Annotated in this window: 14 protein-coding genes; 7 read left to right on the plus strand and 7 right to left on the minus strand. The window is 70.5% G+C overall.

The genetic code is table 11. The annotated features are described in order from the left end of the window. Positions 1-72: 72 nt before the first annotated feature. Together ACQHII_RS46210 and ACQHII_RS46215 are read right to left on the minus strand one after the other, a co-directional pair. A protein-coding gene (locus ACQHII_RS46210) for an IS5 family transposase (protein WP_427925200.1) occupies positions 73-932 on the minus strand; the annotation gives its coding sequence in 2 pieces (ribosomal slippage) (positions 73-587 and positions 587-932; 861 coding nt in all). 22 nt (positions 933-954) lie between these two features. Then, positions 955-1734, minus strand: coding sequence for an SDR family NAD(P)-dependent oxidoreductase (locus ACQHII_RS46215; RefSeq protein ID WP_427924923.1), 780 nt, complete (start codon positions 1732-1734; stop codon positions 955-957). 104 nt (positions 1735-1838) lie between these two features. On the opposite strand from ACQHII_RS46215, the gene ACQHII_RS46220 reads away from it, so the two are divergent. The 5 genes from ACQHII_RS46220 (at position 1839) to ACQHII_RS46240 (ending at position 5735) form a co-directional block, all read left to right on the plus strand. Next, positions 1839-2075 carry a hypothetical protein gene (locus ACQHII_RS46220; protein ID WP_026179556.1) on the plus strand — a complete coding sequence of 79 codons (237 nt, stop codon included), beginning with the start codon at positions 1839-1841 and terminating at the stop codon, positions 2073-2075. Next, positions 2075-2452: a toxin Doc gene (locus tag ACQHII_RS46225; RefSeq protein WP_427924924.1), complete on the plus strand. Its 378-nt coding sequence runs from the start codon at positions 2075-2077 to the stop codon at positions 2450-2452. The genes ACQHII_RS46220 and ACQHII_RS46225 overlap by 1 nt, the downstream gene beginning before the upstream one ends. A 58-nt stretch (positions 2453-2510) precedes the next feature. Next, a complete protein-coding gene (locus tag ACQHII_RS46230) occupies positions 2511-3467 on the plus strand; it encodes a GlxA family transcriptional regulator (RefSeq protein ID WP_427924925.1) in 957 nt (318 codons plus the stop codon). Positions 3468-3602: 135 nt separating this feature from the next. Then, the gene (gap, locus tag ACQHII_RS46235) at positions 3603-4601 is read left to right on the plus strand and encodes a type I glyceraldehyde-3-phosphate dehydrogenase (protein ID WP_427924926.1); all 999 of its coding nucleotides are present in this window, start codon (positions 3603-3605) and stop codon (positions 4599-4601) included. Positions 4602-4667: 66 nt separating this feature from the next. Continuing rightward, complete coding sequence (locus tag ACQHII_RS46240) at positions 4668-5735, plus strand: P1 family peptidase (protein WP_427924927.1); 1068 nt, start codon at positions 4668-4670, stop codon at positions 5733-5735. Here ACQHII_RS46240 and ACQHII_RS46245 read toward each other — a convergent pair. The 5 genes from ACQHII_RS46245 to ACQHII_RS46265 all read right to left on the minus strand — a co-directional run bounded on the left by ACQHII_RS46245 (position 5719) and on the right by ACQHII_RS46265 (position 9700). Continuing rightward, positions 5719-6222 carry a GNAT family N-acetyltransferase gene (locus tag ACQHII_RS46245; RefSeq protein ID WP_427924928.1) on the minus strand — a complete coding sequence of 168 codons (504 nt, stop codon included), beginning with the start codon at positions 6220-6222 and terminating at the stop codon, positions 5719-5721. The genes ACQHII_RS46240 and ACQHII_RS46245 overlap by 17 nt on opposite strands. 116 nt (positions 6223-6338) lie before the next feature. Next, entirely contained in the window at positions 6339-6995 is a 657-nt protein-coding gene (locus tag ACQHII_RS46250; RefSeq protein ID WP_427924929.1) for a response regulator transcription factor, read from the minus strand. A gap of 32 nt (positions 6996-7027) precedes the next feature. Further along, positions 7028-8785 (minus strand): histidine kinase, encoded by a 1758-nt coding sequence (locus ACQHII_RS46255; RefSeq protein ID WP_427924930.1) that lies wholly within the window; start codon positions 8783-8785, stop codon positions 7028-7030. Positions 8786-8908: 123 nt separating this feature from the next. Continuing rightward, positions 8909-9454 carry a hypothetical protein gene (locus ACQHII_RS46260; RefSeq protein WP_427924931.1) on the minus strand — a complete coding sequence of 182 codons (546 nt, stop codon included), beginning with the start codon at positions 9452-9454 and terminating at the stop codon, positions 8909-8911. Between the two features lie 105 nt (positions 9455-9559). Then, positions 9560-9700 (minus strand): hypothetical protein, encoded by a 141-nt coding sequence (locus ACQHII_RS46265; protein ID WP_427924932.1) that lies wholly within the window; start codon positions 9698-9700, stop codon positions 9560-9562. 215 nt (positions 9701-9915) lie between these two features. Between ACQHII_RS46265 and ACQHII_RS46270 the strand changes: the two genes are divergently transcribed. Together ACQHII_RS46270 and ACQHII_RS46275 are read left to right on the plus strand one after the other, a co-directional pair. Beyond that, on the plus strand, positions 9916-12552 hold the full coding sequence (locus ACQHII_RS46270; RefSeq protein ID WP_427924933.1) for an alpha-L-rhamnosidase C-terminal domain-containing protein: 2637 nt from the start codon (positions 9916-9918) through the stop codon (positions 12550-12552). Between the two features lie 211 nt (positions 12553-12763). After that, positions 12764-13885: an MFS transporter gene (locus ACQHII_RS46275; RefSeq protein ID WP_427924934.1), complete on the plus strand. Its 1122-nt coding sequence runs from the start codon at positions 12764-12766 to the stop codon at positions 13883-13885. Positions 13886-13889: the final 4 nt, after the last annotated feature.

Here is a 13889-nt window from a genome sequence, read left to right on the forward strand (position 1 = left end):
CGGCCACGATTGATTCCCCACCCGCCCTCGTCATCGGCGCCGTAGGCGTTGGGCTAGGGCGTTTCTTGTGGATCAGCGTGCGGACCAGATGAAGATGCCCGCGATGTGCAGTGCGGCAAGGTAGACGGTGGCGGTCTTGTCGTATCGAGTGGCAAGGCCGCGCCACTGCTTGAGCTTGTTGATGCACCGCTCGACAGTGTTGCGCTGCCGGTAGGCGGTCTTGTCGAAGGCGGGTGGCCTGCCGCCGGACCGGCCCCGCCGCCTGCGCTTGGCGATCTGGTCGGCAGGCTGCGGGATGACGGCCCGGATGCCGCGGCGGCGCAGGTGGGTGCGGATGGCCCGGGAGGAATACGCCTTGTCCGCCAGGACTGTCTCCGGGGTGGTCCGGGGCCGTCCGACCGGCCGGGCCACCCTCAAGCGGGCCATGACCTCAGTGAATGCGGGTGCATCACCCGCCTGTCCCGGTGTGAGGCAGAAGGCCAGGGGGCGGCAACGTCCGTCGGCAACCAGATGGATCTTGGTGGTCAGTCCGCCGCGGGAGCGACCGAGGGCATGGTCGTGCGGCTCGCCGGCCGGGGCCCCTTTTGACGGGCCCCGGCGGCGTGCTGGTGGGCGCGGACGATGGTGGAATCGACGGCGACGACCCAGTCGAGGTCGCCTTCGGAGTCGGCCTGGGCCAGCAGCGCGGCGAAGACCTTCTCCCAGGTGCCGTCGGCCGCCCACTTCCGTAGCCGGTTGTGGACGCCCTTCCAGGAGCCGAACTCCTCGGGCAGGTCCATCCACGGGCAGCCGGTGCGGTACTTGAAGGCGATCGCGTCGATCACCTGCCGATGATCCCGCCACCGCCCACCCCGCCTCGGTGCCCGATCGGGTAACAGCGGCTCGATCCGGGCCCACTGGGCGTCAGTCAACGACACACCCAGACCAACGATCAGATGATCCGAAGGAAACGCCCTAGTGCACGGAGAACCCGCCGTCGACGAACACCGACTGACCGGTGACATAGGCGGAGGCGCGGCTCGCCAGGAACACCGCGGCGCCCGCGAAATCCTCGGCAAGTCCGTTGCGCCCGATCATCGTCCGGGCGGCCAGCGCCGCCACCTTCTCCGGGTCGTTCGACAGCCGCGCGTTGAGCGGCGTCATCACGAACCCCGGCACCAGCGTGTTGCAGGTGACGCCGTACGGCGACCACGCCTCGGCCTGTGACCGGGCCAGCGACTCCAACGCCCCCTTGGACACCCCGTAGGCGCCGCTCTGCACGAAGGCGCGATGCGCCTGCTGGGAGGTGATGTGGATGATCCGCCCGAAGCCGCGCTCGGCCATACCGGGACCGAAACGCTGCCCCAGGAGGTAGGGCGCCTCCAGGTTCACCGCCATCGTGGTGTCCCACACGTCCTCGCCCAACTCGCCCATCGGCGGCCGGAGGTTGATCCCGGCGCTGTTCACGAGAATGTCCGGCTCGCCGAACGCCTCGGCCGCCGCCTCCGCCGCCGCACGCACCCCGTCACGGGTCCCCAGATCGCCGCTGGCCCACGCGGCCCGGCACCCGTCCGCCACCAACTCGTCGACGGTGGCGGCCAGTTCCGCCTCCTTGCGGGCCACTACGACGACCTGGGCCCCCGCCCGCGCGAGCGCCCCGGCGACCGCCCGTCCGATGCCGGAACTGCCGCCCGTCACCACGGCCACCCGGCCGTCCAGCGAGAACATGTCGAAGAGATAGTCGCGAGAGATCATCTCCGCAGCCTAGGTGCCGCCCCCGTCGTCCGGTCCTGGGGACTGCGAAAAGCGAGGAGGCGAGGCCCCTCGCACCCATGGCACCAACTAGGTACCATCGACGTATGCCATCACTGAATGTGTCCTTCACCGAAGAGGAACTCGACGGAGTGCGCGCCGCGGCCGCGGCCGAGGGCAAGAGCCTCAAGCAGTACCTGCACGACCTCGGCGTCCGCGAGATGCAGCGCGGCCGGTTCGTCGCCGGCGCCTCCGCGTGGGCCGAGCGGCTGCGCGGCGAGTTCGACGACGCCTTCCCCGAGGAGGTGCCGCCCTCCGAGCGCGGTGGGGCCGCGGCCGCCTGATGCACCTGTACATCGACGTCTCCTGGCTGCTCGACGTCCAGGAGGCCGCCCTCTCCGACGAGGACATGTCGGTCTCGGACTACTCCGCGCTCGTGGCGGCCGTAGCCCGCCACAGGACCAAGCTGCCGACCCTCGCCGCCGCCGATCCGGACGCCGCCTGGCGGGCCGCCGCGCTCATGCACACCATCGTGCGCCTGGAGCCGCTGCCGCACCGCAACAGCCTGTACGCCGCGTTCGTCGCCGCCCAGTACATGGGGCAGTCCGGCGAGGGCATCGACCCGCCCTACGGCGCGCTCTCCGAGCTCGTGCGCAAGATCCGTGACACCCGCGTCGGGGTCGTGGCCGTCGCCGACCAGTTGCGCTCCTGGAAGGTCTGACCTGGTCCTTCCCGGGTCCTCGCGACCGGGTGGCCGTACCTCTGCGTACGCTGTTGGCGTGTCAGTCGCCCGCCTCCGCCGTGTCGCCGTCCTCGTTCTCGAAGGCGCCAAGCCGCTCGACGTCGGTATCCCCGCGCAGGTGTTCACGACCCGGGCGAGCATGCCGTACGAGGTACGGCTGTGCGGTGCGGCTCCCGGTCTGGTGACCGGCGGTGACGGCCTGTCGTACCACGTGGCCGACGGGCTCGACGCTCTGGCCTGGGCCGACATCGTCTTCGTCCCCGGCTATCGGTTCCCGGACCGGGAGGATCCGCCGCAGGCCGTCCTCGACGCGCTGATCACCGCCCACGACCGGGGCGCTCGGCTCGCCGCGATCTCCACGGGGGCCTTCGCACTCGCCGCCACCGGCCTGCTCGACGGCAAGCGGGCGACGACCCACTGGCACTACACGCGGGCGCTCGCGGCCAAGTACCCACTCGTCAAAGTTGACGAGAACGTCCTGTTCGTCGACGAGGGCAGCATGCTCACCTCGGCGGGCGCCGCCTCCGGCATCGACCTCTGCCTGCACATCCTGCGCGGCGACCTCGGCGTGGCCGCGTCCAACCACGCCGCCCGGCGCCTGGTCGCGGCCCCCTACCGCAGCGGCGGCCAGGCCCAGTACGTGCCGCGCAGTGTGCCCGAACCGCTCGGCGAACGGTTCGCCGCCACCCGCGAGTGGGCCCTGCACCGGCTCGGCGAGCCCCTCACCCTGGAGACACTGGCCCGGCAGGCCGCGGTCTCACCGCGCACGTTCTCCCGGCGCTTCGTCGACGAGACCGGCTACACACCGATGCAGTGGGTCATGCGGGCCCGCGTCGACATGGCCCGCGAACTGCTGGAACGGTCCGAGCGCAGCGTCGAGCAGATCGCCGCCGACGTCGGCCTCGGCACCGGCGCCAACCTCCGGCTGCACTTCCACCGCCTGCTCGGCACCACACCGAGCGACTACCGGCGTACCTTCGCCCAGGGGGAGTAGCCGAGACCCGGCTTCGGCGTTGACCGAAGGCCCTGAGACCGCCTTGGCGAAATCCTTTTGAACCGTGGCGATCGCGCCACTGTCACCGACGGTTGCCGCGCGCGAGCCTGGTGTGGAACCGAAGGGACTTCACTTATGACTCGCATCGCCGTCAATGGATTCGGCCGCATCGGACGCAATGTGCTGCGCGCCCTGCTCGAACGCGACAGCACCCTCGAAGTCGTCGCCGTCAACGACCTGACGGAGCCCGCCACCCTGGCCCGGCTGCTCGCCTTCGACACGACGTCCGGCCGGCTCGGCCGCCCCGTCTCCGTCGACGGGGACACCCTTGTCGTCGACGGCCGCCGCATCAAGGTGCTTGCCGAGCGCGAGCCCGCGGACCTGCCCTGGGCCGAGCTGAATGTCGACCTCGTCCTTGAGTCCACCGGCCGTTTCACCTCCGCCAAGGCCGCCCGCGTCCACCTCGACGCGGGCGCACGCAAGGTGCTCGTCAGCGCGCCTTCGGACGGCGCCGACGTCACGCTCGCGTTCGGGGTCAACAACGACGCCTACGACCCGGCCACGCACACGATCGTCTCCAATGCCTCGTGCACGACGAACGCGCTGGCCCCGCTCGCCGCCGTACTCGACGAACTCGCCGGTATCGAGCACGGGTTCATGACCACGGTGCACGCCTATACACAGGAGCAGAACCTCCAGGACGGTCCGCACCGCGATGCCCGCCGCGCCCGTGCCGCCGCGGTCAACATCGTGCCGACCACGACCGGCGCCGCCAAGGCGATCGGTCACGTCCTGCCGAACCTCGACGGCAAGCTGTCGGGCGACTCGATCCGGGTGCCCGTACCGGTGGGCTCGATCGTCGAGCTCAACACCACGGTTTCCCGCGACGTGACCCGCGAAGACGTGCTGGCGGCCTACCGCACCGCGGCGGAGGGACCCCTCGCGGGCGTCCTGGAGTACTCCGAGGACGCCCTCGTGTCCTCCGACATCACCGGCAACCCGGCGTCGTCGATCTTCGACTCGGCCCTCACCCGCGTCGACGGCCGCCATGTGAAGGTCGTCGCCTGGTACGACAACGAGTGGGGCTTCTCCAACCGGGTGATCGACACCCTGGAACTCCTCGCCGCCGGCTGACACCGACAACGCGGGGCGGGTGACCTTCGTCCGCCGGTGTGACCGGTGCTGCCGTAGTGTCTGGCCATGCCCGAGTCGCCCCGCCCCGTTCCGCTCGTGCCCGCCGTCCTCCGCCGAGCCCGTGAACTCGGGCTCGGTATCGGCGACTTGCCCACGGGGACGCACAACGCGATCACGGACGTGCCCGGCATCCGCGTCGGGCACACCACGCTGATCCGCCCGCCGCACGTGCACAGCGGTGTCACCGCGATCGTTCCCGAAGGAGTGGGACCCGCCCATCCGTTGCCCGCCGGGGTGTTCGCGGGCAACGGCTACGGCAAGCTCGTCGGCACCACGCAGATCGCCGAACTCGGCGCGCTGGAAACCCCGGTGCTGCTCACCTCGACCCTGTCCGCCTTCCGGGTCGCGGACGCCCTGGTCGGCTGGGTGCTGGAACAGCCCGAGGGGGCGAACGCCCGGAGCGTGAACCCGGTGGTGGGGGAGTGCAACGACGGTCTCCTGTCCGACATCCGGTCGCGTCCGGTCCGCGAGGAGCACGTCCGCGCCGCACTCGACACAGCGTCCGTCGGTCCGGTCGCCGAGGGCTCGGTCGGAGCGGGCACCGGGACGACCGCGCTCGGTTTCAAGGCAGGCATCGGCACCTCGTCGCGACGCGTACCGCTCGCGGGCCGCGAGACGATGCTCGGCGTTCTGGTGCAGGCCAACTTCGCCGGCACACTCCGGGTACGCGGCCGTACGGTCACTCCCGCCGACGTGGGCCTCCTCGGCGAGGAGTCCGATCCCGGCCCAGAGACGGGCTCCTGCATGATCGTGGTCGCGACCGACGCTCCCCTGGACGCCCGCCAACTCACCCGACTCGCCCGCCGCGCCGTCTACGCGCTGGCGCGGGTCGGTGCGGGCTACGGCCACGGCAGCGGCGACTACGGCCTCGCGTTCGGCACCCGTCCGTTGGGCACGCCCGCCGGACCCGCGGTGGTGCCCGATGCCGGGCTCGACGTGCTCTTCGGCGCGGTGCTGGACGCCGTGGAAGAGGCGGTCCTCAACTCACTGCTGACCTCGACACCGGCGACGGGGCCACGCGGGCACACCCGTCGGCCCTTGCCCGCGGCGGCGCTGCTCAGTCTGCTGGGGTGAGGGCGCGCTCGTACCAAGTGCCCTGCCTGCCGCCGATCTCGGCCGGAAGCGCCGGGCCGACCGGGACGAACCCGGCCTTGGCCAGCACCTTCCGGGACGCGATGTTCTCGTCCGAGGTGGCAGCCCGGAGCGTACGCAGACCGTGCCGTGTCGCCGCCAGCCGGCACAGTTCCCCGACGGCCGCGGTCGCCACCCCGCGCCCGGTGACGTGCCGCGCCACCCGGTAACCGAGGTCGGCGGTCCCGCCCTCGACGAGGTCGAACAGGTTGAACCTGCCGATGACCGAGCCGTCCTCGTCGACGAGCACATGGAAGGCACAGACTCCGGCCTCCTGCTCGGCCAGCAGACCCTCGTACCGTGCGGTGAAGTGCTCGAAGTAGTCGTCGCCGCGGTCGGAGACGGAGGCGGCGAAGTAGGCACGGTTCGCCAACTCGAAGGCCAGGACCGCCGGGGCATGATCGGCGCGCAGCCGTTGCAACTCGGGCACCGCCCGACCCTACCCAGGCGGGCCCGGAGCCGGGCAACTCACTTTCTGACGAGGAAGCAGGTCCCGTCCGCCTCCCGGCCGGTCGACGACCACCCATGACGGCGGGGGCCGGCGCCTCAGCCGGGCTCCAGCCCCGCGTCCCGCGCCAGCAGCGCCGCCTGGACCCGGTTCTCGCACCGCAGCTTCGTCAGGATCCGGCTGACGTACGTCTTCACCGTCGCCTCGCTCACATGGATCCGCTCGCCCGCGTCGGCGTTCGACAAGCCCTCACCGAGCAGCGCGAGCACTTCCAGCTCGCGGGCGCTCAGTGTCTCCAGACGCCGCCGCGCCTCCTCGCCGCGCGCCGCGGACTGCCCCGAGGCGAGCGAGTCGACCACATGGCGGGTGGCGGCCGGCGACAGATACGCGTCCCCGGCCGCGGCCGCCCGCACCGCCTGGATCAGTTCGGCCGGCGCCGAGTCCTTCAGCAGGAACCCGGCGCCTCCCTGGCTCAGCGCACGCAGCACGTTCTCCCGCTCGCCGAACGTCGTCAGGATCAGCGGTCGTACGGCCGGTGCCGCTCGGCGCAGTTCGGCCAGCGCGGACAAGCCGTCCAGCACAGGCATCTGGATGTCCAGGAGGGCCACGTCGACGGAGTGGGCGCGGACCAGGTCGACGGCCTCGCGGCCGTTGGCCGCCTCCGCCACGACGTCGATGTCGTCGGCGGAGGTGAGGATCATCCGGATGCCCGCGCGGATGAGCGGTTCGTCATCCGCGACGAGGACTCTGATCACAACTCTCCTGCAAGGACGTGCGGCGACGGCTGCTACTTGACCAAGTAGGCCCTTTTCTCGATCAGTTTGCCGTCCCTGAAGCAGAAGCGGTAGGCAGGCATCTTGTCCCCCTCGTTCGGCCAGTCCTCCGTCGACAGGTACGACGCGCACGTCGCCCCCCGCGGCACGGCGGGCGTCTTCTCGTCGTCTATGGCCCCGGCCAGGAACGACTTGCCGTGCGGCAACCTGTCCCGCACCGCCGTCTCGGTGTCTCCGACCTTCACGGAGTTGTAGACGGACGGCTCGATCATGAGTTTGTCGGACTCCTTCTCCACCAGGTTGACGATCAGCACGACGGCCAGTACCCCGAGAACCAGGAAGATCACTACCGCGGCACTGCACCCGATCACGAGGCCTTTCCCCTTGCGTCCCATGGCGATGTCGAACTCCTTCTGCCTGTCCGGCGCACCGGACCAGTCGATGTCCGCACCACCGTCGCCGGGCACCACCCCTTCGCTCTGCCCCCGGAAGTCGTTCGCCCCGTCGACGAACGTCGTTCCTTTCCGCACCGCATCCGCCCGCTGCGTGTCCTCGTCCGGCGCGCGCTGCGGGGAGCCGTACGGCAGAACGCCCGCGACCCGGAACCCGCCCTCGGACGTGGCGCCCGTATGCACCATGCCGCCGACCAGCCGGGCCCGCTCCTGAAGGCCCGTGAGGCCCTGCCCGCCGCTGACCACGAGGTGCCGTCCGCCGCCGGTCGTCACGGGTATCGGCCCGTTGGCCACCTCGACCACCAGGGAGTCCGGCTCGTACCGCAACTCGACGGCGATCGAGGCCCCCGGCGCGTGCTTCAGGGCATTGGTCAGCGCCTCCTGCACGATCCGGTACGCCGCGTGATCGGCGGCGGGCGTCAGCGGTCGCGCCTCGCCCGCCTGCCGTAGCTCCACGACCGAGTGCGCGCCCCGTGACGCCGCCACCAGGCCGGCTATCCCCGCCACACCCCGCGCCGCGGGCTCCGGGTCGGGATCGCTTTCCCGGGCCCGATCCGGTGTGCCGTCGTGCAGGATGCCGACGGCCTCGCGGAGCTCGTGCATCGCGGCCACGGACGCCTCCCGCAGGACGCCCACCACCTCCCGCTGCCCGTCCGTCAGCTCCCGGTCCACCTCCAGGGCACCCGTGTGGACGGCGATCAGCGCCAGTTGGTGACCGAGGCTGTCGTGCATGTCCTGCGCGATACGCTGCCGCTCGCGCAGGCGCGCGTGGGAGGCGATGATCTCGCGTTCGCGCAGCAGCTGGGCGTTGTGCTCGTGCAACGCGTGCACCAGCCTGCGCCGCTGGGCGCGGTAGCGACTGGTGAGACCGGGCACCACCGTCGTCGCCAGGAACGCGAGCGCGGTGAACACCAGCGTCTGCGCCGCGAACAGGTTGAAGGGCCCTTGGCTGACGGACAGCCCCGTGAAGAGGACGAAGGTGGCTCCGAACAGCGCGAGTGCCCGCCGCGGGGCCTCGATCCGGGCCCCCGCCGACCAGCTCGCGGCCATCAGCACGACCCCGAAAGTGCCCAGCGCACCGGCGAGCGCACCCGTGAGAACCAGCACGGTCGCCGGGAAGGACCGCCGCAGCAGCGAGAGCACCACCGCGATCACCGCCGCGGCGATCATCCGCGGCATGCCCGCGTCGGAGAAACTCAGCATCGCGAACAGACCCAGCACGAGAGCCAGCACCGTCTCCCCGACGATCTGCCGCCGGGACCACAGGCCTGCCGCCCCCAACTGCTTCCGGACCTCGCGCGCCTTCGTCTTCACGTCCACGCGCCAACGGTAGACATCACCGCCCGCGCGCACAGCCGCCGTTCGTCGCTGCCACGAGCGACCAAAGTCGTACGACGGACCGCAGGGGCCGGTGGATTCGGGCGTGTGGCGTCCACGAGGCCGTCAGCCGCCGGCGCTGAAGGACTTCACCTGGCACTCGACCCTGTACTTGTCGAAGTCGGGCAGGTTCATGCTGTCACCGCTGACCAGTCCCCAATTCCCGTTGGAGACCACGCTCTTGATCCCGTGACGGTTCATGCACTTCACCATGGCTCGTACGCCGTCGCTGTAGCGGGGATTCGCCGCCGGATCCATTTCCACCGGCTGGAGCGGGTACTTCAACTCGCACGCCTTGAGCGCCGGGCTGCCGGCGGGGGCCTTCTGGTTGCCCGGCACACCGTGTTCGTGGAGGCAGTTCGTCCAGGCGTCCCAGAGCCTGTTGATGTCCTGCTGGTTGTCGTCGAGCCGAATACGTACGTGTCCGGCGTCAGGGTCCGCAGTCTTCTGGACGGTGCTGGAAGGGGTGGCGATGGAGGCGACACCCTCGTCGCGGGTGCCCTTCCCGCCGTCGCCGCAGGAGGAGAGCAGGACGAGGGCGGTGCCGGCTGCGACGACGGTCAGGACGGGACCGGTGATGCCGCGGCGCCGGGGATCGGTGAATGAGGACATGGCACCAACATCCCGGCCAGGTATGAAGATCCTGTCAGCGAGCGATCAGCATCCTGTCTGCGGGAGCGGCGCCGCGGAGGCCTGACGCGGACCGTTCGGGGAGCTTCAGCCGAGCAGCGAATGCAGCTCGGCGAGTCCACCCCTGACAAGCTCGGAGTCTTGACTGCGCGAGTCGGTGAGCCGCAGTGCCCCGATCTCCAGGGCCTCGCCCATCCCTGCCGTCGAGGAGGCCAACCCACCAGACATCAAGGGCCAGTTGGCTGCGTTCCCCCCCCACCCGACTGTGCGCGGAGCGCGGCCGTTGCCGCCCCAGGCCCGGATCTCCGCACGATCCGACCGGCGTGCCCGACGCGTCGAACAACTTCTGTCCCAACGCTGTACGCCCATCCGGTGTTCGAGATAGCGTCACCACGCAGCTGCCGAGTGAAACGATTCAATCCACCGTCGCACAAGGGGACAGCATGGCGTCGAACAGCACACCGGACCAAGGCATTTCCCGTCGCGCAGCTCTGGCCGCAGCCGGCACCGTCGGACTCGCCGCCGTGTCCCTCTCGACCGGACTTCCCACGGCGGAGGCGCTCCCCGCCGCCGAAGCCTCCGCTTCACTCACCGGCAGCGTGTCGCGCCGCGCCGGCGGCTGGCACCGCTACGTCCAGGGACCGTCCTCGCGCACGGTCCGGCCGGTGCGGATCGTCGCGTCCACCGGAGACGTGAAGAACCCCGACGCGCTGCTCAAGCCGGGTGGTTCGAGATCCGTCCTGCGGCGCCCGCAGCCCGCGGCGGCCCCCGCCTGGCCCGCCGGCACCACGGCCGAGGCCTCCTCGTCCCACGCGGGCAACAACGGCAACGACGGACAACCGCGGACCTACGACGCCTCCAACGCGATCGACGGAAACCCGGACACCTTCTGGAACGACGACACCCTCGGCGTGTTCCCCGACGTCCTCACCATCACCGCGCCGCAGGTCGCGGCCCTGCGGGGCATCACGGTGATCTCCAACAGCGACGGCGTACCGACCGACTACACCGTCGACGTGTGGCGCGACGGCGACTGGCACACCGCCGCCACGGTCGCGGGCAACGACGCGGTGCAGCGGGCCGTTCCGTTCGCGGAGCCGGTCAGCACCGACCGCGTGCGCATCACGGTGACCCACGCACAGGACACCTCGCACGGCAACTTCACCCGGATCAACGAGGTCTGGCCCGCACCGGTCGAGCCGATCCCCGTACCGAGTGTCACCGTCGACTTCGGCAAGGTCGTCGTCGGATTTCCGCAGATCAGGTTCACCTCCGCCTCCACCAACTCCCCAGGTGTACGCGTCGCGTTCTCCGAGACCCGCCAATTCCTCAGCGACCGCTCGGACTTCACCCGCTCCGACCAGGCGGGTGGCACCGGACAGGGCACGGACCAGTTCGCCGTACCCGCGAAGGGCGCCAACTGGACCGACCACAAAGGCTTCCAGGCCGGCGACAAGGTCTTCGCGGACGGGCTGCACGGATTCCGCTACCTCAAGATCAGCCTCGACGCGCTCGCCTCGGACAGCCCCGCCGCGCAGCCCTGGGGGACGGTCGAAATCGACTCCGTGGCTCTCCAGTTCACCGCGTACGTCGGCACACCGAGCACCTACCGGGGCTGGTTCCTGTGCTCCGACGACGAGTTGAATCGTTACTGGTACGGCGCCGCGTACACCAACGAACTGGTCACCGACACCTTCCGCCAGGACGACGTCGATCCCCGCAACGCCTGGAGCGCCACACTGGAGGGCAAGTTGGTCCTCCAGGACGGGGCCAAGCGTGACCGCGACCCGTACGTCGGCGACCTCGCCGTCTCCGCGCGCACCCTCTACCTCACCCACGACGACGCGGCGCCCGCCGCCCGCAACGTCCTGGCCGACCTCGCCGACCACCAGCGCGCCGACGGCTGGATACCGCCCGCCTCCATCGGCAACTACACCCTGCCGCTCTTCGACTATCCGCTGTACTGGGTCACGTGCAGCTGGGACTACGTCCTCTACACCGGGGACCGTCAGTACGCGACGCGCTACTACCCCACGCTGCTGAAGGTCCTGGACACCTGGTACCCCAGCGTCACGGACGACGCCGGCCTGCTCAGCAAGGGCCTCAACGGCACCGGCGGATACGGCGACTACGCGTTCCTCGGCCGCACCGGGCGCGTCACCTACTACAACGCGCTCTACGTCCAAGCCCTCCGGAACGCCGCCCAGTTGGCGACTCTGCTGGGCCAGCAGGCCGACGCCACCCGGTGGAGTGAGCGCGCGGACAAGGTCGCGCAGGCCGTCAACTCACTGCTGTGGGACGCGGACGCGGGCGCCTACCTGGACTCCTCGACGGGCGCGGTGCGCCACGCGCAGGACGGCAACTCCCTCGCCGTCGTCACCGGCATCGCCGACGTGGACCGTGCCACCTCCGCGCTCGCCCATCTCGACGCGACGACGAAACGGCCGTACGGCAACGCCTTCATGGACAACGACACCATCTTCGACCAGGCCTCCCAGCGGGTCTACGCCTTCACCTCCTACCCGGAGATCGAGGCCCGCTTCCTGACCGGCCAGGTCGATTCCGCGCTCGACCAGATCCGGCGCATGTACGGCTGGATGGACAAGAACGACCCCGGCATCACCAACTGGGAGGGCATCGGCCCGAACGGGTCCCTGTACGAGGACGCGTACACCAGCATGGCGCACGGCTGGTCCACCGGAGTCCTGCCCGCGCTCACCAACAACCTCCTCGGCGCCCGGCCCACTTCGCCAGGCTACGCCACCTGGGAAGTACGCCCGCGGCCCGGCGCCGTCGACTGGGCGACGGGACAACTCCCCACCCCGCACGGCCCGTTGGGCGTCGAATGGGAGAACAGCACCCGCCTCTTCCGGCTCACGGTCCGCGTACCCGGGCACACCCAGGGCTCGGTCACCCTTCCCGGCGACGCGCGCAGCCGACGCGTGTCCGTCGGCGGGCGGATGCTCTGGGACGGAAAGCGGGCGGCGACCCGTGACGTGAGCGTGGCCGACGGCACGGTCACGGTGTCGGGTCTCGGCCCGGGCGAGCACAGTTTCGTGAGCGAACAGCACGGCAACTGACGCTGTGCCGCGCCTCGTTGGCGCGGCACCCGAACGAGCCGCTCCGGGACAGACCAACTGCCGTCTGGCTCGGGGCGGTTCGCTGTGAAATGGGTGAACCAGACGTTCCCTTCGGCTAATTGTGGCGAGTGTTTTGCCGGTCCGCGCATTGCCCGCTCCACGGCCCCACCGCCCCGACCTAGCCTGACCGGCGGGCCAAGGGAGGGCTGGCATGCTGCGGACCGTCCGGGAACAGGCAGCGGGTCTCACCACGGCCACCCTGGTGATGCGGCCGGTCGGCGCGCTGCTCTTCGGCCTGTGGGCGGACCGCAAGGGCCGCCGTACCCCGCTCATGGTCGACGTGGTCTTCTACTCGGTCGTCGGCTTCGCCTGCGCCTTCGCGCCCGACTACACCGTGCTGCTGGTGCTTCGCCTGCTCTACGGCATCGGAATGGGCGGCGAATGGGGACTGGGCGCCGCGCTCGCCATGGAGAAGATCCCCGCCGACCGGCGCGGTTTCTGGTCGGGCCTGCTTCAGAGCGGCTACTCGCTGGGCTATCTGCTCGCCGCGGTCGCGTTCTTCGGCATCGAACCCGCCTTCGGCTGGCGCGGGTTGTTCGCCTTCAGCCTCGTCCCCGCCCTGGTCGCGCTGTGGGTGCGCACCCGGGTGGAGGAGAGCGAGGTGTGGGAGAAGAGCGTCCGGCTCAACCGCACGCCCGCCTACCAGGTGTTCAAGAACCCGGCCGTACTGCGGCGCTTCGTCTACCTGGTCGCGCTGATGACGGCCTTCAACTGGATGTCGCACGGCACCCAGGACATCTACCCCACCTTCGTCAAGAAGGGGCTGGGCCTGTCCCCGGACACCGCGATCGCCATCGCCGTCGTCTACAACATCGGCGCCATCATCGGCGGCATGGTGCTCGGTGCCTACTCCGAGCGGCTGGGACGCCGTCGCACGATCAGGGTCGCGGCAGCCGCCGGCCTGGTCGTCGTCCCCTTCTTCGTCCTGTCCACCGCCGTGGGCCGGCTGATGCTCTCCTCCTTCCTGATGCAACTGTGCGTACAGGGAGCCTGGGGCGTCATCCCGGCCCACCTGACCGAGATGAGCCCCGACACGATCCGCGGCTTCTACCCCGGCGTCACCTACCAGCTCGGCAACCTCGTCGCCGCCCTCAACCTGCCGATCCAGGAAGCCCTGGCCGAGCGGCACGGCTATCCGGCGGCGATGGCGTGGACCGTCACGCCCGCCCTGGCCCTGGTGATCGTGCTGAGCGCCGTGGGCCGGGAGGCCAAGGGCATACGGTTCGGCGGCACGGGGGCGCAGGTGCCGACCACCGCGGTGGCCGACACCTAGGGGT

The organism is Streptomyces sp. cg40 (assembly GCF_050320165.1).
Classification (GTDB): Bacteria; Actinomycetota; Actinomycetes; order Streptomycetales; family Streptomycetaceae; genus Streptomyces; species Streptomyces hokutonensis.

Coding starts and splice junctions, on each gene's coding strand:
- ACQHII_RS46215 (WP_427924923.1), bottom strand. CDS start 1,734: ATGATCTCTCGCGACTATCTCTTCGACATGTTCTCGCTGGACGGCCGG.
- ACQHII_RS46220 (WP_026179556.1), top strand. CDS start 1,839: ATGCCATCACTGAATGTGTCCTTCACCGAAGAGGAACTCGACGGAGTG.
- ACQHII_RS46240 (WP_427924927.1), top strand. CDS start 4,668: ATGCCCGAGTCGCCCCGCCCCGTTCCGCTCGTGCCCGCCGTCCTCCGC.
- ACQHII_RS46265 (WP_427924932.1), bottom strand. CDS start 9,700: ATGTCTGGTGGGTTGGCCTCCTCGACGGCAGGGATGGGCGAGGCCCTG.
- ACQHII_RS46270 (WP_427924933.1), top strand. CDS start 9,916: ATGGCGTCGAACAGCACACCGGACCAAGGCATTTCCCGTCGCGCAGCT.
- ACQHII_RS46260 (WP_427924931.1), bottom strand. CDS start 9,454: ATGTCCTCATTCACCGATCCCCGGCGCCGCGGCATCACCGGTCCCGTC.
- ACQHII_RS46275 (WP_427924934.1), top strand. CDS start 12,764: ATGCTGCGGACCGTCCGGGAACAGGCAGCGGGTCTCACCACGGCCACC.
- gap (WP_427924926.1), top strand. CDS start 3,603: ATGACTCGCATCGCCGTCAATGGATTCGGCCGCATCGGACGCAATGTG.
- ACQHII_RS46225 (WP_427924924.1), top strand. CDS start 2,075: ATGCACCTGTACATCGACGTCTCCTGGCTGCTCGACGTCCAGGAGGCC.